At 29.6% G+C, this 24,704-nt stretch carries 25 protein-coding genes and 1 pseudogene; 1 reads left to right on the top strand and 25 read right to left on the bottom strand.

Annotated features, from left to right (window positions below):
- The 9 genes and pseudogenes from Q5O44_RS14375 to Q5O44_RS14335 all read right to left on the bottom strand — a co-directional run.
- A pseudogene (locus Q5O44_RS14375) lies at positions 1–246 on the bottom strand (hypothetical protein); the annotation flags it as partial.
- Positions 243–470, bottom strand: a complete 228-nt coding sequence (locus Q5O44_RS14370) for a hypothetical protein (protein WP_022169147.1) — start codon at positions 468–470, stop codon at positions 243–245. The pseudogene Q5O44_RS14375 and the gene Q5O44_RS14370, both read right to left, overlap by 4 nt.
- Position 471: 1 nt before the next feature.
- Positions 472–873 (bottom strand): hypothetical protein, encoded by a 402-nt coding sequence (locus Q5O44_RS14365; protein WP_022169146.1) that lies wholly within the window; start codon positions 871–873, stop codon positions 472–474.
- Between the two features lie 270 nt (positions 874–1,143).
- Positions 1,144–1,563: a hypothetical protein gene (locus Q5O44_RS14360; RefSeq protein ID WP_022169145.1), complete on the bottom strand. Its 420-nt coding sequence runs from the start codon at positions 1,561–1,563 to the stop codon at positions 1,144–1,146.
- A 10-nt stretch (positions 1,564–1,573) separates the two neighbouring features.
- Positions 1,574–1,789, bottom strand: coding sequence for a hypothetical protein (locus Q5O44_RS14355; protein WP_022169144.1), 216 nt, complete (start codon positions 1,787–1,789; stop codon positions 1,574–1,576).
- Positions 1,777–2,679, bottom strand: coding sequence for a ParM/StbA family protein (locus Q5O44_RS14350; protein WP_022169143.1), 903 nt, complete (start codon positions 2,677–2,679; stop codon positions 1,777–1,779). Before Q5O44_RS14350 ends, Q5O44_RS14355 begins: the two co-directional genes overlap by 13 nt.
- Before the next feature lie 131 nt (positions 2,680–2,810).
- Positions 2,811–3,011, bottom strand: a complete 201-nt coding sequence (locus Q5O44_RS14345; RefSeq protein WP_022169142.1) for a helix-turn-helix transcriptional regulator — start codon at positions 3,009–3,011, stop codon at positions 2,811–2,813.
- Between the two features lie 122 nt (positions 3,012–3,133).
- Positions 3,134–3,316, bottom strand: coding sequence for a hypothetical protein (locus Q5O44_RS14340; RefSeq protein ID WP_022169141.1), 183 nt, complete (start codon positions 3,314–3,316; stop codon positions 3,134–3,136).
- A 9-nt stretch (positions 3,317–3,325) separates the two neighbouring features.
- Positions 3,326–3,448: a hypothetical protein gene (locus tag Q5O44_RS14335; RefSeq protein ID WP_022169140.1), complete on the bottom strand. Its 123-nt coding sequence runs from the start codon at positions 3,446–3,448 to the stop codon at positions 3,326–3,328.
- A 132-nt stretch (positions 3,449–3,580) separates the two neighbouring features.
- Between Q5O44_RS14335 and Q5O44_RS14330 the strand changes: the two genes are divergently transcribed.
- Positions 3,581–3,784 (top strand): helix-turn-helix transcriptional regulator, encoded by a 204-nt coding sequence (locus Q5O44_RS14330; RefSeq protein ID WP_022169139.1) that lies wholly within the window; start codon positions 3,581–3,583, stop codon positions 3,782–3,784.
- Between the two features lie 21 nt (positions 3,785–3,805).
- Here the strand turns inward: Q5O44_RS14330 and Q5O44_RS14325 are convergent, their stop codons facing one another.
- The 16 genes from Q5O44_RS14325 to Q5O44_RS14250 form a co-directional block, all read right to left on the bottom strand.
- Positions 3,806–4,768 (bottom strand): N-acetylmuramoyl-L-alanine amidase family protein, encoded by a 963-nt coding sequence (locus tag Q5O44_RS14325; protein ID WP_022169138.1) that lies wholly within the window; start codon positions 4,766–4,768, stop codon positions 3,806–3,808.
- 49 nt (positions 4,769–4,817) lie between these two features.
- Positions 4,818–5,060, bottom strand: a complete 243-nt coding sequence (locus tag Q5O44_RS14320; protein ID WP_022169137.1) for a phage holin — start codon at positions 5,058–5,060, stop codon at positions 4,818–4,820.
- 17 nt (positions 5,061–5,077) lie between these two features.
- Entirely contained in the window at positions 5,078–5,317 is a 240-nt protein-coding gene (locus tag Q5O44_RS14315) for a hemolysin XhlA family protein (protein ID WP_022169136.1), read from the bottom strand.
- Positions 5,318–5,446: 129 nt separating this feature from the next.
- Entirely contained in the window at positions 5,447–5,629 is a 183-nt protein-coding gene (locus Q5O44_RS14310; RefSeq protein WP_022169135.1) for a hypothetical protein, read from the bottom strand.
- A gap of 41 nt (positions 5,630–5,670) precedes the next feature.
- The gene (locus tag Q5O44_RS14305; RefSeq protein ID WP_022169134.1) at positions 5,671–5,979 is read right to left on the bottom strand and encodes a hypothetical protein; all 309 of its coding nucleotides are present in this window, start codon (positions 5,977–5,979) and stop codon (positions 5,671–5,673) included.
- A gap of 13 nt (positions 5,980–5,992) precedes the next feature.
- A complete protein-coding gene (locus tag Q5O44_RS14300) occupies positions 5,993–12,718 on the bottom strand; it encodes a CotH kinase family protein (protein ID WP_022169133.1) in 6,726 nt (2,241 codons plus the stop codon).
- A gap of 59 nt (positions 12,719–12,777) precedes the next feature.
- Positions 12,778–15,228, bottom strand: coding sequence for a metallophosphoesterase (locus tag Q5O44_RS14295; RefSeq protein ID WP_022169132.1), 2,451 nt, complete (start codon positions 15,226–15,228; stop codon positions 12,778–12,780).
- Between the two features lie 4 nt (positions 15,229–15,232).
- A complete protein-coding gene (locus Q5O44_RS14290) occupies positions 15,233–15,955 on the bottom strand; it encodes a hypothetical protein (protein ID WP_022169131.1) in 723 nt (240 codons plus the stop codon).
- A gap of 8 nt (positions 15,956–15,963) precedes the next feature.
- Positions 15,964–17,115, bottom strand: coding sequence for a hypothetical protein (locus Q5O44_RS14285; RefSeq protein WP_022169130.1), 1,152 nt, complete (start codon positions 17,113–17,115; stop codon positions 15,964–15,966).
- Entirely contained in the window at positions 17,112–17,498 is a 387-nt protein-coding gene (locus tag Q5O44_RS14280; protein WP_022169129.1) for a hypothetical protein, read from the bottom strand. Before Q5O44_RS14280 ends, Q5O44_RS14285 begins: the two co-directional genes overlap by 4 nt.
- Positions 17,499–17,623: 125 nt before the next feature.
- Positions 17,624–18,019, bottom strand: coding sequence for a putative ABC transporter permease (locus Q5O44_RS14275; RefSeq protein WP_370545580.1), 396 nt, complete (start codon positions 18,017–18,019; stop codon positions 17,624–17,626).
- Positions 17,994–18,539 (bottom strand): hypothetical protein, encoded by a 546-nt coding sequence (locus tag Q5O44_RS14270; protein ID WP_022169127.1) that lies wholly within the window; start codon positions 18,537–18,539, stop codon positions 17,994–17,996. Before Q5O44_RS14270 ends, Q5O44_RS14275 begins: the two co-directional genes overlap by 26 nt.
- 10 nt (positions 18,540–18,549) lie before the next feature.
- Positions 18,550–19,467, bottom strand: coding sequence for a hypothetical protein (locus Q5O44_RS14265; protein WP_022169126.1), 918 nt, complete (start codon positions 19,465–19,467; stop codon positions 18,550–18,552).
- Positions 19,468–19,479: 12 nt separating this feature from the next.
- Complete coding sequence (locus Q5O44_RS14260) at positions 19,480–20,535, bottom strand: hypothetical protein (protein WP_022169125.1); 1,056 nt, start codon at positions 20,533–20,535, stop codon at positions 19,480–19,482.
- A gap of 2 nt (positions 20,536–20,537) precedes the next feature.
- Positions 20,538–21,353, bottom strand: coding sequence for a hypothetical protein (locus Q5O44_RS14255; RefSeq protein ID WP_022169124.1), 816 nt, complete (start codon positions 21,351–21,353; stop codon positions 20,538–20,540).
- 14 nt (positions 21,354–21,367) lie between these two features.
- The gene (locus Q5O44_RS14250) at positions 21,368–24,664 is read right to left on the bottom strand and encodes a phage tail tape measure protein (protein ID WP_022169123.1); all 3,297 of its coding nucleotides are present in this window, start codon (positions 24,662–24,664) and stop codon (positions 21,368–21,370) included.
- Between the last annotated feature and the right edge of the window lie 40 nt (positions 24,665–24,704).

Here is a 24,704-nt window from a genome sequence, read left to right as displayed (position 1 = left end):
GATAAAATAAAAGTTAACTTCTTCTTTTTGTATATCAATAACATACGAAATTTTAAAAGAGGTTTCTATTAGGATCTTCTTTTTTTCAAGCCTTATCCTTTTATTTATAGCTTTATATGTCTTATTTATAGTTCTGGCTATATCAATATTTCTATAATTTCTTAGACCTTTATCAGGAGTTATTTGAAGTATAATATATTTAGGTCTTATAAACTGTACACCGTAACTAAATTTCATACTTTTCATAGAATTGTCTTAAAACCTTCTAATATGAAGTATGCTATTATGCTTCCAGTTGCAACTTTAGCAGCTTTTTTTACGCCAATAATATATAAAAATATTGAAGTTATACATATAAATAAACATACATAAAAGCTCTTTCCAATCAAAGAAATAGCTATAGTTTTTAAATTATTTAAAATCCATTCTTTTAGACTGAAATTCTTAATAAAATCAATAAATTCACTCATTTTACATACCCCCAAAGAAATCTCTTATGAAATCAAATATCCATGGCATAAAATATAGTGATGCAAAGCCTAATATATATTTAGTGCATATCTTTTTAACATCATCAGTTCTTCTTGATATCAGCGCCATTATTACCTCTATAAGACACATTATTAAACATGCCCAATAACCAATCTCTTGAGCTGTTGATAATATAGTACTTCCGGCCATATCAATTTTACTTGTATCAGCAGCATAAACATATTTCTCTAACATAAAATTACACGCTAAAGATACAACTAAACATTTTCTTAATCTATAGCTTTTGTTAATTTCTCTTTGGGCTTGTCTAATTTCTTTGTAAGATAGTTCATTTCTTTGTACCGCTAAAAATTCTGGTATTGTCATGGTTAAATTTTTCAATTATTTTTGCCTCCATGAATTAAATTTGTGTTATTGGTAATAATTACATTTGAGGTGATATATTTTGATAATCTTTGATGGAATATTAATAGGACTAATTTGCTATAACATAGGATTAAATATTGCAATTAAATTTTTATAGAATTTTTAAAAGAAATCATTTAAATTATGAATATTTGACACTTACACCTGAATAAACTACTAGTGTAGACGTAGTCAAACGAGTAGTTATTTAGCCCTAGTCTGCTCATTAGACTGAGGGCTTTATTATTACTTTTCTATGAAGTAAATGCATCTATCTGGCTTTATTTCATCTTCATCTAAAGCAAATTTAACTAATCTATTTAATTGAGTTCCGCTACTACAAAGTACAGTGGCTCTATTAATTCCTAATCTAGTATTTTCTATATTTAACACCTTGCATTCTTGCCATCCTTCAAGATCATCCACATAAACTTTCCAGGTATAATAATACTGTTCATATTCCATAAAGTACTGTTTACAATCATCATTACTTTCTAAGTCTAGCACTATATAATTAAATTCATTATCTTTTATAGCTACTTTTATTTCAGTACCTTCAATTATTGCATAATCATGGCCAATAAACTTCTGCAAATCTCTTTCACATTTCCACTCTTCAACTTTTAATTCTTTTGATAAATCTTTTATATTATTAAAAACGTTCATATATATCCTCCTATATATCCATTAAATCCTCATCATCTTCAATTTTCGCATCATTAGTTTTATTAATAGTTGCATTAACATTAATTTGACCTGGTATTGGAAGTAATCCTCGTAGGACATCTTTTATATATGCAGCTGGATTAGAGTATTTTGATAATTGTTCATATAGTTTTACATCTGCTTCTTTCCCAGGATTAAATTCTATAGGTATTCTTAATCTTGCCATAATTTATCACCAACCCTTTTATATCCAATTGCATTTGAAAATAAGTTATCTTCTACTAATTGAGCTGTAGGATATCTCTTTTTTAATGATTTAAAAAAAGATTTTCCACCACCTCCAGTAACAATTAAAGGGCTTGTCCTTACTGGATAACTAATATTTAATTCTTTAAATACTTTTTCTATATTATTTTTCACTATATTCTTAATGAAAGAGGTATCTTGCTTTTCCCCATCAACTTCAAGACCGTTTTTTAAAATTCCTTCTGCATCCTCAATGTTTAACCCTAATGTATACAAACTGTTAATTTCATTAATCATATCATTGTAAATATTAATCATCCCCACATCTAAACTTGTACTTTTAGCAACACTTCTTTTTTTACCTGCTTTAAGTAGTGCTATATCTGTGGTTCTACCTCCAATATCTAAAATTATTAGATCTTGGTCTACTAAAGCTTTTCTTTTCTCAATATCAAGTGAATAATAAGTTGCAACTCCTTCAGGGAATATTGATGCTTCTTCGATGCAAATACATCTATCTAAACCATTAAGTTTAAAATTAAGTATTTTATTTTCCTCAATAATTTCCAGCATTTTATTTTTATTACTCCTATATTGGTTTATAGGAAGTCCAAGAACTACTCTTATAAATTCTTCTTTAGTGCTTAATCCTGCTGCTAAACATAGCATAGGAAGTAGATTTTCTTTAGATAATTTATTTAGGTTAGTATCATAATCCCCTTCGCCAATTATAAATAATTCACCATTAAAATTTATTTCATATCCTGTGCTTATTAAATAATTTCCACCTCTTGTTATAAGTGCAGGCACTATTATTTTTTTACTTGTCTTTAGATTACAATTGCCTAAATCAATGCCTATTGTCTCCATACAACCTCCTGATTTTATAAATTACTGGCTACTTTGTTGCCTTTTGTTATATATGTATTCATAAATATAAAATATATTCCTATTTGTGAATTATTTTTACATTTAGAAATTGTATTAAAAGATAAAGGCCCTTAATCTTCAAGGTACCAGATATCTTCCACCTTTAGATTAAGAGCCTTTGATATTTTTAATATTGTTTCTATATTGCCTTGTTGCTTATTGCTTTCTATTTGGCTATAAGTACTGGGCTTAACTCCTAGTAATTTGCAAAACTCATTTGAGTTCATCATGTATTCTTTCATTCGAATTTCTTTTAATCTATTCTTAACCACTCCCCTCACCTCTTTATTATTTTAACATATTATGTAAATTTAATATATAGGAGCTAATTTATTAACTCCTATATATATTTACTTAATTCCAGTAAAATCTTTTATAAATTTTATGTCTTTCACTATTTAGTATTATTTAATTCTTTTAATTTACTCTGATAAGCTTTTAAAGCTTCCTTATGCATTTTTTTATCAAAGTCATTAGTGTCTGTCTTAATTACATTCTTTAATGCTTTGATAGTCCTTTCAATCTTAGCAATATCATCTGGAACGCATACTTTTAATTTACCATTCTTATTTTTCATAACATCCTCCTAATATCTTAACTCTAATCTTTTTTTACTTCTTATATTAATCACAACCATATCATCTTTAGTTTTATAGATTAATTTGTAATCCACTGGATTAAGTCCATAAAATCTTAATACCCTTTCCATTTATCCACCTTCTAATTAAATTATTTAATTGTATTTTACAATTATTTATTTGTTAAGTCAATATTTATACAAATATTTATTTGTATAAATTAATGTTTTATTTTATAATATCAATTAAAAGGGGGCGGTATATTGGATATTGCTAAAGAAATAAAAAAGATATTAATAGATAAAGATATGACATTAACAGATCTTGCCGAAAAATTAGGTGTTACTCAGCAAAATGTTAGTGCAAAATTGAAAAAAAATGATATGAGAATATCTGAAATTGAAAAAATAGCATCTTTACTTGATTACGATGTTGATATTAAATTTAAGCAAAAAAATAAAGGCTAAGGAATTACCCTTAGCCTTTTTTTATCCTAATCTAATTTTTAATGCATTAAGTGGTGCACCTTGAGTATTTTGACATTGTGCAACTCCATAATTAGTTTTACAAGCATTTTCCCACCATTTATAACCAGAAACATCTCCTGGAGAAGATACCCAGTAATATACTTTTTTATTATCATGCTTAATTTTAATTGCAGTTATTGGAGAATCAAAAATTATTTTGCCACTTCCCTTTTTAGTTATCCATTCTCCAGCTGATTGAACTGACCATGTTAAAGGCTCATCTGTATATATTTCAACTCCATAGATATTTTTATAATCATTAGTAGTACTTTCATCCATGTTATACCATTCACTTGTCACTGATGCCTTACCATCTCTATACATTGTTCTTAAATTAATTTTACCTTTCATATCATACACCCCTTCAATATATTCAATATTTTCTTGCATTTCTTTATAAGTACCATTGTAGTATTCAATTACCCACTCTTTAAATTGCTTCCAATTCTCTTCACCTTTAACATATGGATTATTAGGTGACATATCCAAAGGACATTGTTTATAAGTAGCATCGTAATGTCTTACAACTCTTTCAATTGGAACATTATATTGTTTCATATAGTAAGCTACTATTTCGGCAGTATTTTTTTTAGTTTTTTCTGACACATTTAAAGATTCATCACAACAACACATTTCAATATTTAATGAATTATAATTAGTTATTCCATTAGGATATACTCCATAACCTTGATTATCTCCAACTGCCCATGCTCCATGGCAATGATCTATTGATAAATACCATTCAGAATCATTTACAAATTCATGTGCTGAACCAGCTTTTGATAAATCATTATTTTTTTGATTTAATGCAAAGTTCTTTATTGGTGCAAAATAACCTGTATAGTGAACAACTATATATTTAACTTCATTAGAATTAGGATAAAAATTCTTATTAGTCTTTAAACTATCATTCCTTAGTAACATTTAAATTCTCCTTTCTGCATAAAAAAAGACTTAGATATAAACCTAAGTCTTACTCTTTATTAATTAATTTATCACTTACACCAGGAATGTAAGCTTTAGTGTTCTCTGTAGGATCGTTTAGTAATCCAAGCAAGATTAATATGCTGCATATAGTTTGTACAATTCCGATAATCTTATCAGAATCTATATCAAATCCAAACTGACATAATAAACTAACAATTAATGCAGTCAATGAAATAATTGTACCTTTATTATTTAATCTTATTGCAATTGATTTTAATACTTTTGACATTTTACATCTCTCCCTTATCATTTAAATAATGAAACTAGCATTGTTATTACTGCGCCTATAATTGCACATACAAACCATTTCTGGTTGCTTTCTAAGTCTGATATTCTGTTATTTGCCACTTTTAATTTTTCTTCGAATGTCTCCATCTTTAAGTCACTTCTCATACTTATATTTTCAAGCATCCCCTTCATTTCAATTATGTTCTCACGAATTTCTTGGATTACATCTGCTTCATTCAATGTTGCACCTACCTTCATTGATTTTTTTGTATTAAAAAAGGATCACAGCATTTTGTAATCCTTGTGAATAAAATTTTTAATTATGTCTATACTTAAAATAAATATTAATCATATTTAGCATTATTCTACTTTTAGACCAGGTAAAAATTAAGCCTGGTCTTTTTCAGCTTCTTTTAAATCAAGCAATTCTACAAGTTCTTTATATTCATCAGCCGTTATTCTGTTTCCCATTAGAAATACATCTAATATTTCCATCATAGCTTCTTTGCTTTCATATCTTCCTCCTTCTATTATTTTTTTTGCTTGAGTATAAGTTTTTGTGTTTGGCATTTTGCATCTTCCTTTCTTTTTGTGAATTTATTTAAGAATAACTAAGCTAGTCCTAATTCTAGCATTGTTATTCTTAAATCATTATCTAAAAGATAATCCCCATGTTCTTTTTCAACTTCAAGGAGTTTATCTTTTAATTCTGCTTTTTCTTCCTCTAAGGTTTTTATTTTAGCAGTTAATTCTTCAACCTTATTTTTAGGAATTTCATCATCTAAAAAAAGCCCCCAAATTTCGTAAGGGACTTCTTCATAATCATTTGGATTATAATTATCTGGGACATAAATAAAATCATTAAAAAAAGTTCTATTTTTATCTGTTATCTTATTTCCTTCTTTAGCCTTTAATTTCATCTAATCCTCCTTTTTAATTACCAGCGTAAAGAGTATATCCCTTAGCTGTTAATTGATTTGCATATGTTTCAGGGATGTAATCTATTTTAGTACCTACACATATTTTTTTTGCTATTCCAGTTGATGAATTATCAGGGAATATACTTACAAAACTTTCCCAAGTTGAATCTGATAATTTGGAAGTATTACACCCTGCAAAAATCACATAATTATTAAGATCGTCCCCAAAATAAACTGTTCCTTTAAATTCAATATTAAGTAATTTATTTAATGCGCTGAACCATTTCCACCCATAAGTACGCCAAAAATCATTTGTTATATAATTTGAATTAAAATCTTTAAACGATTGAGTAAATGATACGTTGAAATTTTCAATGTTTGATAAATTAATACATCCACTTATAGAAGACACAGACGCAGAAGAATAAGGAACATTATTTGTTCCTGTTTTATACCATGATTCGTTTATTGATGGAACATAAAATTCTTCAACGCTAGAACAGTTTGTAATGTATTGAACAAAATATGCAGCATTTGGGAAAGCTAATAGTGGTATTTCCCTCAAAGAAGAACAACCATAAAATAATCCAGAAGGTTGAATTATTTTTGAAGTGTCCCAAGTATTTATTCCTACTATCTCTATCAACTTACCACAATTTTTAAAAAAGTCATATATATACTTGTTATTTGCAACATCTGCATTGGTAACATCTATTGAGGTTACATTAATATAACCAGAAAAAGCATTTGCATATCCAGAATGAAAATCAGAAATTTTTATAAAACCACCACTTGAGTTGGTCGTGTATTTACTTACATTTAATACTTTTGTTACTATAGTTTTTAATAAATTGCTATTTCCAGGTATAAAAGATTTATACTTAATTTTATATTCCCCGTCTGTATTATACGTATGAGAAAGCTCAGCATTAACTGTTCCGTCTCCCCAATTTATTAGAACGTTTTTACCATAAGTATTGGTATCAGAATAGAGATTTACAGATAAGCCATCTTGTAATGACGTATCTATAATCATTATTGTTGTATAATCTTTCTCAAAACCATATCCACCCCAATCAATAGGTACTTCATCAAGTCCATCACAAGTATAATTATCACATTTAACAATATTAATACTACCTGCGTAACAATTTGTCGTAGTCAAATAATTAATATATCTTTGTTTCCAATTGGAAGAAATCTCTAGCATATTACTACAATTATTAAAACATTCAACAACATCACTAGACACAAGTGGCAATGTAAAATCTTTTATTAACGATGAATTTTTAAACGCTTTTGTAAATATAACCTTTTTGCCCCATATAACATTATCTAAAATAATCTCATTTATTTTGATATTTTCAAACCAACTTGTAAAATCAGTGAAAGCACTTAAATCACTATTAGTTAAATCTAAAATAAAATTATTACCGCCATTAAATATACCTGGCTTTATAAAATTAGGACTAGTTATAATAGAGTTTGCTAAATTCAGCATAAGTCCTGCTTTTGTACCAGTTATAAAGTTATTGTAAGTGCAAGTACTAGAACCTACAGTACCTATCATTTTTAATTCAGTTAAACTTGTAGCTCCGTAACATAAATTATCCATTGCATTACAGTTACTTAAATTACTTTTACTTAAGTCTAGCAATGTTAATAAAGCACAATTCTTAATTAATGATTTAATTGAAATTGGATTTCCTAATGTTAATTTTTCTAGTGTAGTTAATTTACTACATCCTTCAACTAGACTATCAACTATTTTACTATTTACTGTTGCTTCAAGTGTTGTTAACTTACTACAATTCTTTAATAATCCAGTAGCATTTTGAGAATTAACAACTAAGTTAATTACTGAAACTAGATTATTATTATCGGACAACATTCCCTCACAACTTGATGTTGTAGCTGGAATATTAAGATTTTTTACTGTAGTAATATTAGGACATTTAGCAAATGTATATCTCATACTGCAATTAGAACCAAGTCTTATATTATTAAGTATGCTTGTATCTGACACTATAGTGCTATAGAAACAATAATCTAAGTTTATAACTCCGTTAAGTCGTTCTGTTATTGGTAATACACACCTTGGATCACTAAAGAAAGCATTATAGAAACAATAACTTAAATCTTTTTGAGTTAAATCATTATTAACTATAATTTCTAATATATCTAAATCCACTCCATTGAAGAATTTTGCAAGACTTCCAGTATAATTACTTAAGTCAAGTGTTCCTACTGGCTGTAAATAACTATAATTAATACCATCTCTATTTATATTAAAATTTGGATTAACAGTTGTAGGAGATAAGTCAAAGTTTATAGCAGCAGGAACATTAACCAATGCCCCTAAATCTATATCTTTCATTTTCATTCCCTGTAAGTCTATTCCTACAAAGTCTTTATCCTCATATCTAATAGCAACTGGTAATACTCCTTCTGTATTTATTTCACAACATCTACTACTCCAAATATTTTTTATACTAGAAAATCCTGTACCATATTCACTAGTGAAATATAAATGCTCTACTGATAAAGGTAAAACTATAGTTTCCAATCCATGAATAACACAATTACTGGAAAGACTATTTAAATTTGTTGCTCCTGTTAAATTTAATAAAGCTCCATTAGCGAATGTAATTTCATAATCATTACTAGAGCAATTCATTGTAATATCAGTAAGTGCTGGACAATAAGATATTCCCATATATTGAAGAGTTGAAGTTCCTCCAACTTCTAACATATCATCAAAACCTAAAGATTTTAATTTGAACATATTTTCTAGCTTTAATACTTTTAATCTTTGGAAACCATCTAAAGATATTTCTTCAAAATCTAAAGCATTTCTAATAGTTAAGTTTTGACAATATTTCATACTTATCCATGTTTTACTAATAGCTGAATTATTACTTGTATTCAATTTTTTTATGCTTGGACATTCTTGTATATCTACTGTATACAATGAAGTTGGAATTTCAGCTCCACTATTACCATAAGGTAACCCAACAACTTCTAATAAAGTTTGCTTTATTAATTGGACCTCTTGAATTGATTTAGGGTAATATATTTCTTTTAATGAACCCCCACTTGTATTCAATAGCACACCAGTTAAAGCTGTATCATAAATATTTAAATAGCTTAAATACTTACATTTAGAAACATCAAGAACTGAACCAGTTGCAGTTACAGTACCAAGAGTAGAACATCCACTTAAATCTAATTTTCTTAGATATTTATTATTTGATACATTAACATTGTAGAGCTTATCTGAATGTATCTCTACATTATTTAACTTAGTTGCATTGGCTAAGATACAGGAACTAGGCCTTAGATTACTTATGCCTTCTAATTCTTTGATGTATTGAGCATGATAAATTATTACTTCCTGATCCGTTGCAGTTGTTGAGGTATAGTAGAAGGTTTTTGTTTCTCCTCTTTTCAATTTAAATGTTTGAGTTCCACCATCTGCATTACTCCATTTAACTGAAAAATACAACGGAATATAAGGTGTAACGCTAAACTCAACATATCCAGTTTTATTCATACGAATAGTAACTTGGTCATCTTGAGATGTAAAGTAGCCCATCATTGAATCCACATATGCAATTCTTTCTCTAAGCCATCTTTTTACTAGAAGTTCCTTACTACCATGACAACAATAAGTGTAAAGACTTCCAAAGTCTAAGTATTTAACTTGAGCGTCATCATTATAATATTTAGCAGGAATAACTTCTATTTGATTTTGAACTACATATTTTAATAAGTTATCTAAAGTAAATCTTCCTTGTCTCATTAAAGCCCATTCTTCTTTAAGTTCCGAAGCAAAGTAATTCATTACCTTAGTCCATAAGTTAGAGTTGCTTGTATTAAAAGAACCTTCCTCTATTTCTACATCAGGCTCGATAGTAAGATACCCTGAATTGTCAATTCCTAGACAAGTATCCAAATCATAGAAAGTAGGATACCAAACTTTTCCATCAAAAGTAGTAATCTTCATATTTTTACCAAGTGAGTCAACCCCACCAATCATCAATACTGTTAATAAGTATCTGAACAGGTATTCTTTATTAAAATGTTCACTTATTGTTTCTCTAAATAGGTCCTGCTCTGCAACAGAAACCCATTCAACTAATGTTTTGACTTCACTAAAAGTATCGCTATCGCTTGTCCTATTACCATATATTAGATTAAAATCTCTTGCATAGTAATCTCTTTCATTAATGTTAGCTGAACTTTCTGTATTATCTCCATAACGATAGAATGCTCCAGCTGAAGTATTACTGTTTGAATTAATTTCATATACCAGCATATTAGGATATTTTTTATAATCATATCCATAAGATTCAGTTGAATATCTATCATGGTTAAAATTGTATACTCCAAGATATTCTCCGTTCATATATACAACAATTGGGAAACCTGCGATAGTAGTTCTCATAGCTGGATTTTCTAACTGTGGTGGCAACTTAGTATCATAAACATTATCATTAATAAAGTTAGCCATTCCAGTATTGTTACCATGAGAAGATTCAATATAATCCGCTTTAAGACAGAATACCGAATCTGGCATTGCATTTCCTTCACCATAGGGATTGTACATCATTGGATTTCCGTATTCGTCCTTTAAATAGATTGTATAATTATGGCGTACATATTGGAGTGATGATGTTCCTTGTATCTTAACTGGATTATTTTGAATACCAGTATTGAAACTTGCTCCATACTTTTCTTCATTAGGTGAAGTATATTGTATTCTCATATCAACGGTTTGATATGGTGTCATATTGGTAATGTCACCCCATAAATCCATTCTAGGTAAAGTAGTATTATTATAGTTAAAATTATAAGCTTCTTCTTGTTTTTCTAAATCTGTAATAGTTGCTAAGTGAGTTTTCAAAACTTCATCTGATGTTAAAGCATGACCCCACACTCTAAATCTTTTAATATTATTTGTTCCACAGTTTTCACCTTTAGTGGAGTTTAAATATATATAATTTGTATGTGAAAAATCTTCAAAGGTAGCATTATTACCACTTCCACTATCTGACAAAAACATGATACGTGATAAGATACCATTTATATAAGTTTTGCAGAACTTATTTTCTCTATCTATAACCCAAGTTAAATGTATCTGACCACTATTTTCATCTAAAGATACTTTTCCAGAACTTGCACCACTATTAGATGATGACACTATTGCTTGTCTTATATCTGCAAATACTCCTTTAAATGGCTTAATTTCTCCTTCTGCCATTTCGTCAGTAATAAATGTATAATCTAAAACTCTAGCATCTTCATTACCTGAATTTATTGGAGTATAAATTAAATCTATAGTTGATCCTTTCTTAGCATTAGTTTCCCAAGGGCTATAAGGAATTTCTATATAAGCATTATTATCACAGACTACTGTATCATCAATGAAACCATTGGTACTAAAGTTAAAATTAATCATTTTAGCATGTCTATCATTACCACTGCTATCTAACCATAATCCGCTGTTACTATCTTGATTAGATTTACCAACTGCATTTAAATCCATCCATAAATCATCTGTTATATCTTCAATAGGAGTATACTCACCTTTAATTATTGAAAAATACATATCAATAGATTTATTTTCAGCACCATCTTTACTTACAACTCTTACAGTTACTTTATGTTCTCCAACTGCAGCTTTATTTAATGTCCAATAATAACTACCAACTGTTAATTCTTGTGTTTTCTCTAATACATCATCTAAGAATATATATACATCAAATAATTCTGTACTTTTTTTAGAAAGTCTATAATTAATAGAAATTGGAACTCCATAAGTATATTCACTTCCATCAACAAATGTAGTGGAAAGATATAACTCAGTAGTTGAAGTTATAACTAAGTTAAATGCTATAGTTGATGATGTATATTTATCAACCGTAGCGTACATAGAAACAGTATGAGTACCTAATGTTGAGACATATTTTCCTAAGTCCAATTGATTATATCCATTTTTAGAAGGTATATTATATTCCGTTCCATCTATAGTAAGATGTAAAATTATATCTCCATTAATACCAGTTTCAATATTATAAGGCATTACTATACTATCTGTTATTCCATAGTCAACCTCGTAGTCAAATGTAGTAGTTACAGTAATACCACCTGCTATAACATTCCATTCTAATTGATTTGAAACAAGGCCTGCCCTATCTTTAACATATATAGCCACCTTATTATCAGTTTGAGTTAGATATTTCCCAGCAATTTTTAAATTGTTATTTCCTTGTTTAACACTAAGATAATCAACTTCCATATTATTAACTAATATATAAGCTGTTCCTGTACCTCCTGAAGGTGAACTAAAGAATATTGGAATAGTTAAATCTTGTCCTTTTTCTATAGCACAATTTGTAAATGTTGATGTAATGGTAGGAACTATAGAACCACCGCCTCCACCACCACCTCCATTGGCTTCAATATACTCAACTCTTTCCTCTAAATCATTATAATTTTTACTTAAATTATTAATAGAAGTAGTATGAGATTCTATTTTTTTAGTATTTGTAGTTACCTGCTGCTTTAACTCTAATATACCTTCATTATTAGATAACTTTTGTGAAATTTCTCTTAATGCAGCTTCTACATTTTTATTTTCAAAGTTATCTTCTAAATCAAGTAATGCTATATCTTTTGCTTGGATAGGAACCCATATAAATTGTCCAGTTACTGGATCTTTAACTTTTATCTTCATACTGTCCTCCTTTAAACAAATTAAAAAATAAGCTCTAGGAAATCCTAGAACTTATTTTTTTATGCTCTATCTGATAAATTTATTGTAATTTCATCAATTAGTTCTCTTGTTACATCTGTTTCACCTAATGCTGGAGAATACTCATACTCAGTTCCATTAATTATTTTAGTAGCTTTAGCTCCCGTTATTTGCCATGACTTAACAGTTATACTGTCTTTAGTAATTTTAATAGTGCAGTAATTAGGTTTTTTAACTGTATTAGCAACTTTACACCACCATGCTAAACCATTCGATGCGCCATTAGAATTAAAATCATATCCATCAACGGCCTCTGTTGGGTATTTAGTTATAGTAGTTTCTTTCCCACTATTTTTCCATCCACTAGATGAGCATTGAATATAAACAGTACCATTTGCTTTATCCTCAGTATGGTTTATTCCTGTACCACCTGTTAAAGCATTAGGAAGTTGAGTTTCATCTACATAAGCTGTAGTAGCCTTTTTAGTAAAATTATAATAATCATTATAACTTTGTATTCCCCCTGCTTCAGTAACTGCTTGCATTCCAGTATAAAGAGAATAACTTCTCGTATAGCAATGATTATGTCCACAACAAACTAAATCTACTTTATGTTTTTCAAATATAGGAGTAAATACTTGAACTCTCTTAGTTCTTACACAAGTAAAAGGTGATAAATGCATAAATACAATTGTAAAATCTGGTTTATTACCACCTGAATTTAATGACGTTAAATATTCATCTAACCACTTTGCTTGATCCAGTAAAAATGCATCAGTAGATTGATAATTTCCTAATGCGCCATAACCTGATACATAATCATAATCAGTGTTGCTATTAAGACATATAAATTCTGTATTTCCTTGTCTAAAATGATAAACAGAATTTGCCCATTGATTTTCATTGGTAAAGAAGTTAGCAAAACATTGACCATACTTCTTTTCTAATAAATCATTGTTACCCATTGTAGCCATTATAGGAACTCTTTTATTCATACCTTGTAAACTATCAAAGTACCAAGTATACTCTGGTCTCCTACGCCCATTCTGACTTATATCACCTGTTTCTAATATCCAATCAAAAGTAGGCTTTCCACTTTCATCAATTTCCCATTCATTAATTATCCTATCAAATACATTTGCAAATGCATTCATTTCTTCTTTAATCCAGCTTTGTTCATCAGAACACCATAAAATATTAATTTCATCACCATTTGCAGTGTTATAAGTTTTTACTTCAAACTTTTCTTCTTCACTCCAATATCCCTCATTGCCAACTTTATAAATATATTCACCATCATCTAAGTTTTTAATAATGCATGAATGTTTAGATACTGCACAATCAGGATGTTGTAAGAATGTAGTTTCAGCTTTTACAGTTTTAAAATCAACATCTCCAACTTTTTTATATTTTACATATCCATCTTTCATTATTTGAGACTGCCATGTAAAAGTTCTTGTATTAACTTCTTCACCAAATCCTAAAACAAATGCATTAGCTGTGTTCCAATTATACTGCTCTGCTGAAACAAACATATCCCAGTGTCCTTCCTTAGAACTTCTAGGTCTATATTTTTCTACTTCACAAGTAGAGTAGTCTATAATTTCACAATCACTTGCATTATCTCCTGTACCATTTGAGTAACCTGATATATCTAATGCAGTTCCCCCGTTATAAAAATCTATTCTTCTGCAAGCACAATTTTTAGACATTCCGAATCTATAATTAGTTTCATATGCTGCTACTGTATGTGTAGATGTATCAGTTCCCCCACAACCCATAAGGTCAACATATGCTGGTTGTTTTTGTGATACCCCTAAATTATCTACAATAGCTCTTAATGGATTTACTGCAGGTGTTTCATTTCCTATTGAAATATATACACTCATACCATTACTAGAAAACTTTTTAGGATTTCCATTAGTATCAAGGAAAAGTTGGTCATAATCCTCTATCTTAAGACGGCAATCATCTTTATAAATAGAATTGTGTTCAGCTCCTCTAATTAAAAAACTTGAATATGGGGGAATAATCCCTTGTAGTTCTAAACTTTCCCAAGCACTTGTTCCAGACTTATACCATAAATATAAACCTTTTAAATTTAATTCTTCTTTATTTAAATTATAAAGTTCTATAAAACTATGTGATACAGCAGTCCCGGTTAAATTCTCTCCACCTCCCCACATTTGATTTATGATTAAAGCTTGATATTTCCCTTCAAGATTGTTATCAACACTTGGTGGATTAGCTGTAAATGCTTCACTTTTTATAGCCTTGGCTTTACCTTCACTATCTACATAAACCCTATATAAATTACCATCTAATCCATTAAGCTCAACATATTCACCTGTTAAATTATCAGCGCCCTTTAATAAGCTAACTTCAACTAATTTAGCTTCAGTCCCGTCTATAACCATTATTTTATCTGTACTATTTACACTAGCTTTTTGAGATAATTCAGTTATTTTAGTACCTGTAACATTTGTAGCCACTTTATCACTCCTTTATTTCTCCATTGTTATATAATAAATAATCACCATTATTTAGCAGTAAAGGTGAGTTGTTATCTAGTAAAATAGCACCTTTTATTTCCACTGTTCCAGCTGTAGATTCAGTTGTTACTTTTCCATTCTCATACAATAAAACTGCACCATCATTTAATAAAAGTGGAGTTCCATCATCTAATAAAATAGCTCCAGTAACAGAAATATTATCTTCGCCTATACCTCCAGCAGATGAAATGCTACCATTTCCATAAAGCATATAGGATTCATCATTAAACAATAAAGGCGTTCCATCTGGTAATAATACAGCACCGGTAATAGTAACGACTTCTTCATCTGGGTCCGGAACAACTATTTGCCCTTGTTTTAATGCTTCAATTTCAGCTTTTAATATAATATTATCAGCTTCTAATGCATCTATTTTCCCTTTAAGAAATTTAAACATAGCTTGTATTTCTTCTAATACAGTTCCTGAAATATTGTTATTAGCTTCACCAATATCATCATTAGTATCTATATACACAACTACATTTTCATCTTCAGGTTCTTCATTTCCTGCATAAACAGTAGAAGTACATTCACCACTTCCTGGTTCTAAATTTTCAAGATAGGTTTCAAGATCACTTCCATCTTTCATCTCAACATCACATGCATCAATTAATTTGAAAGTTCCACCATTTTTCTGTTTAATCTTATCAATTAATTCAATAGCCATTTAATCACCTACCCTACTACTACTGTTGTATTTCCTAGGTTGCTATTAGTAGATTTCCAAATATCATAACTTTCAGAATATCCGAACTTATTAACAAAACTTATAGTATTAATCTTATTAAAACCTCCACTAAATCCCCCTACAGTAAAAGTAGGTGTTCCAAATCTAGTAGGAATAGCAAAGAATATATATTGCCCTGGCCCACAATTAACTGTAAAATTACATGCTCTGCTATTGGTTAAAGTTTTATTTAAAGACAAAATAAAATCACTATCATAAGTTTCAGAATTAGAAACTCCATAATAGCGACCATTATAAAAGTTTATACTTGTAGTTTTATTTACAGTAGTTTTTCCATCACTTACTTCTAGTTTGAAAGAAGTATTTGAGGAAATTTCCTTTTCAATTGTATATTTTCTTAATTCAGTATCAATTAAGACATTATCTAACTTTTGATAAGTAGGTGTTTTATTATAACTCCAATTTAGTATTAATCCAATTAGTTTTTCTCCTAACTCTGCTGTAGATTTAGAAATTGAAAAATTATTAATTGTAATAGCTTTATAAAGCAATTCATCTAACATTTGTGTATGTTCATATATTGCAGCTTCAATTCTATTTAACTTATCGGCGGTAATTAAATCACCTGTTTTCCATTCTTCATATCCTAATTCTACCTCTGCATAGGTAATTGAATTACCTGCAACTACAGACCTTCCTACAACAGCATACCCAACTCTTGCAATATCTTCCTCTAGATCTTCATCAAATAAAGCTATCGGCTCTGCTACTTCATATTCAAATGGTGGAGTATGTAAAATCTCCTTGCTACCATCTTCTTGAAATTCAATGATTACTAATTGTAATTGGAATACGCCAATATCTTTTGTATAATTCGAGTTTAGCTTAAACACTACTCTATTATCAGCAATAATAGTGCCAGATTTTTTTTCATTACCTGCAAGTATGTATACTTTAACCTTCTCACTATCTACTGGAAGCATCCCATTAATAACTTCCTGCGAGTCTATCTCACTAATCATTGAACTTGATATTGAAAAGCTTAGATTTAAGCAATCACCCTTATAGAATCTTAATTTTTTATCAAGCTTGACTTTATAGCCATTCGCATCAATTCCAACTTTGCTTATAATACTCATTCTGACTCACCTATTGGATTTTCAATTGAATAGGTTGCAGGTGGAATGTGGAATTTACAATCATCTGAATCATAGCAAATAATCTGAAAGCTATATTCTCCAGTTTCAGTTGTATGCTCAGGAAGTATTTTAAACTGGACTCTATTATCTACTATTTTAGTACTTTCTAATGTTGGAGTTCCATTAGGTGTTACAAGCCTAAGTTTCACAGTTTCTAACTGATCTATAGGAAGTGTTTCTTCAGCTTCAACTCCATTTATAGAACTTATTATACTATTAAGCAATGTGAACTCCACAAAAACGCTATCCCCTTTATATAATTGCAATTTTGGTGATAACTTTGATTTATAACCATTTATAGTTAATGTTGTCTTAATAATCATTTGCTCACTTCCCCCCTTTTTTATAAATAAAAAAGAGCTTTGCACTCTCGCAAAACTCTTATTATTTATCTATTAATATTCTAACATATAAAATACCAACATAATATTCTAATTTTATTCTTTTTTTATTCAGATTTAAAAAGCTTTTCTCTTAAGAAATCATCTAAATATATACAAAACACAGATAGTATAAACCATATTATAGTAAATGGTAGGCATATTTGACCTAAAAAATTAAATGGAACATTTGAATAGTCCCAAATATTCCATCCTAGCAATATATTTACTATGTATCCTATTATAAATTCTAATATAGTTACTATTAAGGCGCCATATATGCCTTGTTTCAATACACTGATAGTTTTATTTTTTTCATTCAACAAGCCAATAATAACACCACATAACCCACCTAGAAAAAACATACTCCAATGGCTATATCCTCTATATAGAACTTCAATTATATAATACATAAAACCATAAATAAAAAATAATATACTACTCATCATAGTTTTCTTCATCATTGCTAACACCAACTTTTGCATAATCTATCTCAATCATTTCAACTTCTTCTTTATTTTTACATTCCATTATTTTAACTTCTATATCTTGTTGATAGCGTATAAATGGGTATACATATGATTGCATCTGAAATGATAAAATTGTTAATTCATCAATAGTCCATTCCTCACATGGTTGTCCCATACTATTCCACATACACTTATATTTAGTATTACTTTGAATTGATAAATTATAAAGTGAAAGAGTTTGAACCAACTGATTTTGTTTATCTTTAGTACAGGTATAATATTTTTCAACATTATTTTTTACCGAACTTAGTAAAGGATGTTCATTTAAATAAGTTTCTAATAGCGACTTACTTTCTTTAATTTTATCCCCTTGTATTTCTATCAAAGTTTTCTTTTTGCCAGCTTCTTTGTAATATTCTTGTTCACAATCACTTGTAATAACTTTATTAAATAATTCATATTCTTTATCAGGATCTTCTACAATAGACCCTTCATAAAATCTTACTATATTCATAAATATCCCCTTAATATTTTTCCGCAATGCAAATAGTAAAATCTATTCCTATGGTAGTTTCGTTTGGAAATTTATTCTCTATAAAAGCATAACATCCACTACTTCCTATTCCTCCAATCCCATATTGGCCTATCTTAGAACTACCTTGATTTAACCAAACCCATTTATTTAATCCAATAAAATTAATTGTAGCATCTATTACATTGCTTGTGTTTACAGCATCATAAAAAGGAATCCAAATACCTCCATTGTTGTTATTGGTTCCAGCGTTTAGGTTTTCCCACGCTGACTTCCACTCTGCAGCAGTAAGACTACACTTTAAATATTGCCTTTTAATTTTAGCTTCTTTATTTGTTTCTATTGTTATTGATTTAACTACCCCACTGCCTGAGTATTCTCTTCTTGTAGATTTATTTGCTTCCAAATCTGATACTTTATTTTCTAGTTGATGTATTGAAGTATCTAAAGACTCAACTTTATACTGACCAGAAGTAGAAAATCTTAAGTCAGTAATATTATTAGCTTGAATTGAGCTTACATTACTTCCTACTAAAACCTTTGCTAAAACTATCTGGTTACTTCCAGCAGTTGGAGTTGTTGGATTAGCACTAGCCGAACCAGTTACTACTTTAATACTTCCAGTTGATGATAAATCTGCTACTATTAGATCATAACGGTTGTAGTTTGTAGTATTAGCACTAATAGTTACATTTACTGTAGTTGTGCTATTTAAGAATTTACCATTATATGAACATTGACCACTTGCAACATTTACACTTAAATTTGGACTTGCTTTAGCACTCACACTTAATCCATTTGAATATATTGTTTTTTCTTTTAGATTCTTACCATTAATTGCAATATGATCTGTTGTGTAATATTTAATCTCGCCAGTAGAATCAGCATATGGAAAAAGCTTTATAGCCATTTAATCATCCCCTTAAAATCTATATTTTTGCACGCTATTTTCTCTGAAATAACAATTACCTAAAGTAACTATCATTGTTTCTTTAGTAGGTTTTATTTTATAATCTAATACCTTTATAGAGGTATCCATTTTTAAACTACTTAATTTAAGTGTTACAACATCACCTTTTTTTACATTGAAAATATTAAAAGTCCCACTATTACTTACTTCTAAAGTAAGTGATAAAATAGGACTACTGCATTTTTCCAACTCCCTTTTTACATACTCATCAAGTGTTGCCTGTATGTGAATATCATTAACACTTAATTCCTTGCTATGAAGGCCATAAAGGGCTATACTATCTTCATCTTTGGCTTCGCTTATTAATGTTACTTCTACATCGCTATCATCTTCAGTATAGGTATTTTTAGCAATAACATGATTATATATCTCTCCACTGGTACTTATATTAATTGTATCTACTACATTTACTTCATCATTTATCTCATAGTAAGTTTTGTTACTCCCTATGCTTGTACTAAGATTAAGCTCTCTTTTTTCATTTATATCCCAATAATAATTACTATCTGTAGTAAACTCATCTAACTTATCATAAAAATTATCATTCCAATTGATAATTCTTTCTGTTTCTAGAGTATTTGATTGAGCTTCTCCTTGTCTTATACCAGTGTCCATATATGAGTTTATATTAGATAACATGGAGTAAATTACTTTATCATACGTGCCTCTTAGTGTTGTAGAGCCTTGAGTAATATATTGAGTGAACATTCTGTCTTGTACTTTTCTTCCATACCCATAACATTCAACTTCTAAATCACTTCCATTTGGAATTGAATTATAAATTACACCATACCACTCTAAAATTTCTTTATTATCTTCGATTCTATAAATTTCTACATCATTTCCGATTCTATAATTTCTGTCATTAGTTTTATCAGCATAGTACGGAACATTTATAATAGCTTTTCCTATGCCATTTACAGTAAATCCATACTCTATATCTGAAATCTCATAAACTTCATCTAGAATACAATGCGAAGAATCATATAACTTTATAAAAAACTCCATAGTTAATAACTCTCCTTCCACTTAATTTTTACTTCTGCAGTACCTTCATAACTTACGTTAAGTACATTTTCTCCATTAATAAGTGAAATCCAAACCCCATTTTTACATGATAATAAATCAACCTTTTTCCCTAATGAATTTATCTTATATACGCCTCTTGATTCTTTTCTACAATCAATATATATAACTTCTTCAGTGTTTAAATCAGTATTGATATTAAATACTTCGTTTGTGGTTAAATTAGATACAGTTATACTATTTGTTTCACCTTTTATTTCTATCAATGGATACACAGTTTTATAACCTTCATTAATTACTACACCTTCATTCCCTTTAACAACTTCATTGAAAGTATATCCTTCTACTGGAAAGCTGTATCCTAAAGGTGATAAACTATATCCACCTTCATATTGCATCTCTAAAGTTAATTCGTTAAAATCTCTTTTTTCTATGTTTGAACTACATATTTTACAGATGATACTACAATTGCCAAAGTCGTCATAAGCTACACTTTCTTTGAGGATTTTACAAGAAAATATATCATTAAACTCATCTATTTTGAACTCTAAATCTATTTCTCCTTGATCCAAGATATAATTTAATTGAAGTAATGCTTTAAAATTATCCTTAAGCTTATAAACATTTATGGTTATTGTTTTTGCGTTTCTTTTTATTAAGCCAGGCTTTTCACCATCAGTTATAAGGTTGCTTGTATTATTTGTATTTTCGCTATCAAATAATCCCTTTATATCTGCACTATAATTTTCAGATGGCATAATCTGCAAACCACCTAAAATAATTTTATCGAAAGTAAACACTACTATGCCACCTCCTATTTAACACTTTCAAATGTTCTTTTTATCATATTTAAATTAGCTTTTTTTGAACCTTGATCTACAAAATTCATAACATCTGCATGAATTGACCTTCCAGTTTCTAACTTATCAATCTTTTTAACTAAAACATCTAATTTAGCATTAGTATTATTTATTGCATTTACAACATCATCATTAGATGAACTATCCATGCCTCTTAAAATATCACTAGTTTGCCTTGCATTATAAATAGTTTCTCCACCTTCTAATCCAACTACTGACCTTGAAGTATATAAACTTGCACTATCATTCCCTAATACTAACTCTGGCCCATATTCTGCAACTGAAGATATACCAGGCATTGCATTTTCAGTTCCAGTTGCATAGTTGTTTTTTTCTTCTTCTATTGATACTGGCCCACCTAAAGGCGTATTGCCATTTTGATAAACATTGATTGATATATCTTTTCTACTAGGTAAACTATTAACTCTATTTTGTATGTCTCCAAGAATAGTTATTGCTCCATCGCCATCCACATTAACTCTATAAGTTCTACCATCTAAATCAATAAGAGCTGATTTTGTACCATTAGCGTTATCTGTTACATTTCTAAGTGAGCCAATTACATCACCATTAGCATTAACAATTCTACCAGTTGAGTCAACCCATGCTTGCCCCATTGCTATTGCTACCGCTACCGTTGAATCTTGTAAATTATACCATTCCCTAGCTTCATTAGTTAATGATTCAGCTATTTCTTCTGTCATAGCTTTTACTTTCCCCGTCTGAATATCGTATATCCCTACTAATTGACCTGTTGTTTCATCTACTTTTGCATATACCATATCCCATGTTCCAGTAGTAGTATTATATAAAGTTGTAAGTCCAGTTTCTGTTATAGCTTGTGTATTAGCATAGTATTGTAAATCTTTATTTAATAATTCTTCATAATGTCTATCTTTTCTGCTTTTTACATTTCCTGAATATAAATCTATTTGGTCAACCAAATCTCCATAATGTTCTCTTACATAATCAATATCTTTACTATAATACTCACGATTAACTTCAAGTTCTTTATCTCTATCTTTTTCTAATTGTTCTATTTGAGCTTCTGCTGCAATTCTAGTTTCATAATCCATTTCTCCTAAATGGTTTTTTAAATACTCAATTTGAGTATTATAATTAGCTAAAACATCTTTATTTTGTTCATCATATTTCTCACGCCTGTTCTTAACTAACTCTGAAAGCCCTTCTAAATCTAAATCATTAGATTCTAAAATAAATTCTTGTTGAGCTCTTATTCTTTCATATTCATTATCAGCTAGACAATCTAATTCAATTTGCTTTATTTTTGCATATCTATTCTGAATTTGATTAATTTCTTGCTCAGTAAGTTCTCCTCCATTAGCAGTCCTATTTGCAATTATTTGATTAATTTCTTCTTGAAGTTGAGAAGCTTTAGCTGTCATTTGATCCTGCTGTGTTTGATACCAAGTTAATATTTTGCTTTCATTTTCATTTATAACACCATCTACTGAGAACATTTCACTCATAGCATCTTGTGTGGCACCATACTTTTCTTCAATAGCTTCAAGGCAACTCTGGAAAGCACCATCTACCCTGCTAACTAAATTATTTGCTTCTTCCTGAGTAAATGTATTATCTAATGTGGTATCATGCAATACCATTTTAAAATCAGCTAAATCTCTTTTACTTTCATAAATTGCATCTTGTAAGTCTTTATTAACATCTGTTATATCATCAAATGTATAACCTAATTCTTGCAATTCTTCTTTCGTATAAACTGTTTCTCCTTGTAGTGAAGCTAAAGCTCTTTCAAATAATCCCATATTTTCTTTTGAATCAAGCACAGTGCCATTCATCAAATCTTGGTTTTTCTTCCATAAAAGTACTCCAGCTGCTACTGTTCCAACAACAACACCCAACGGAGTAAGCACACTTGACATTGCAACTACTGCTCCACTTGCTGCACTAAATATATTAACTAATGCACCAATACCAGTAACTAATTTTCCAATTACACTTATTACTGGTCCGGCCGCAGCTGCTATAAGACCAAACTTAACAATTGATTTTTGAGTTCCTTCATCTAACTTATTGAAAGATGAAACAGTATTAGTTATACCTTTAACTATATCAGTTAAAGCAGGCATCAATTTTTCACCAATAGCAATTCCAGCACCTTCTAATGCAGATTTTAATTGTGTTATTTTACCTTTTAAGTTATCTTGCATAGTTTCAGCCATTTTTGCAGTTGCACCATCACAATTATTAATTGCATTTGTTAATTTATTATAATCTTCTTCACTGGTATTAATAATTGCCAAATATCCTGACATAGCTTCTGTACCAAATATTTGTGCAGCTAATTGAGATTTCTGAGCTTCATCTAAACCACTAAATGCACTTCTTAAAGTATCCATTGTTTCTGTTAATGTTTTAGATGTTCCATCAGTATTCATTATTGCTAAGTTTAAATCTTCTAGTCCTTCCTCGGACCTATCAACCCACAATCCAATTTTGCTTAATGCAGCAACAACAGTGTCACTAGGTTTTAATAACTGAGCAAGTCCAGATCTTAAAGTTGTACCTGCTTGACTAGCTTTAATTCCGTTATTTGCAAGTATTCCTAGTGCAACGGCCGTCTCTTCAATAGAGTAATTCATTGAACCAGCAACTGGTGCTATGTATTTAAATGATTCTCCAAGCATACTTACATTAGTATTTGCATTACTACTTGCAGCTGCTAATACATCAGCAAAATGTCCACTATCACTTGCACTTAATCCAAATGCTGTTAAAGCATCAGTCACAATGTCTGATACGACTCCAAGATTTTCACCACTTGCAGCTGCTAAATCCATTATTCCTGTTATACCAGCAAGCATATCTGTCGTTTTCCATCCAGCCATAGCCATATAACTAAATGCTTCACTTGCTTCTGTTGCACTAAACTTAGTGTTTGCCCCTAACTCTTTAGCTTTTGCACTTAAGAGTTCCATATCTTCCCCAGTAGCACCTGAAATAGCTTGTACTTGTGACATTCCTTCTTCAAAGTCAGCAGCAACTTTAACACTTGCAGCACCGATTGCTGTTACTGCTGGTGTAAGTGTTTTTGTCAATGTTCCTCCAACACTTGTACTTGCTCCACCTAAAGCTTCTATTCTATCTCCAGAGCTTTGAGTGTTATCCATAAATGTATTAAGCTGTTGTGTAGCAGTTTGTATGCCTTGTGTAAATCCATTGTAATTAAGATTTAAATAAGCTTCTGCTGTACCAACATTAATACTCATTCTTCTCACCTCTTTTCTTGATAGAACAAAAAAAGAGCCT

The sequence above is a fragment of the Clostridium sp. CAG:221 genome (assembly GCA_000435835.1).
Lineage (GTDB): Bacteria > Bacillota > Clostridia > Clostridiales > Clostridiaceae > Clostridium.
The sequence above is the reverse complement of the archived record's forward strand: the minus strand, read 5'-3'. Positions and strand labels throughout refer to the sequence as shown.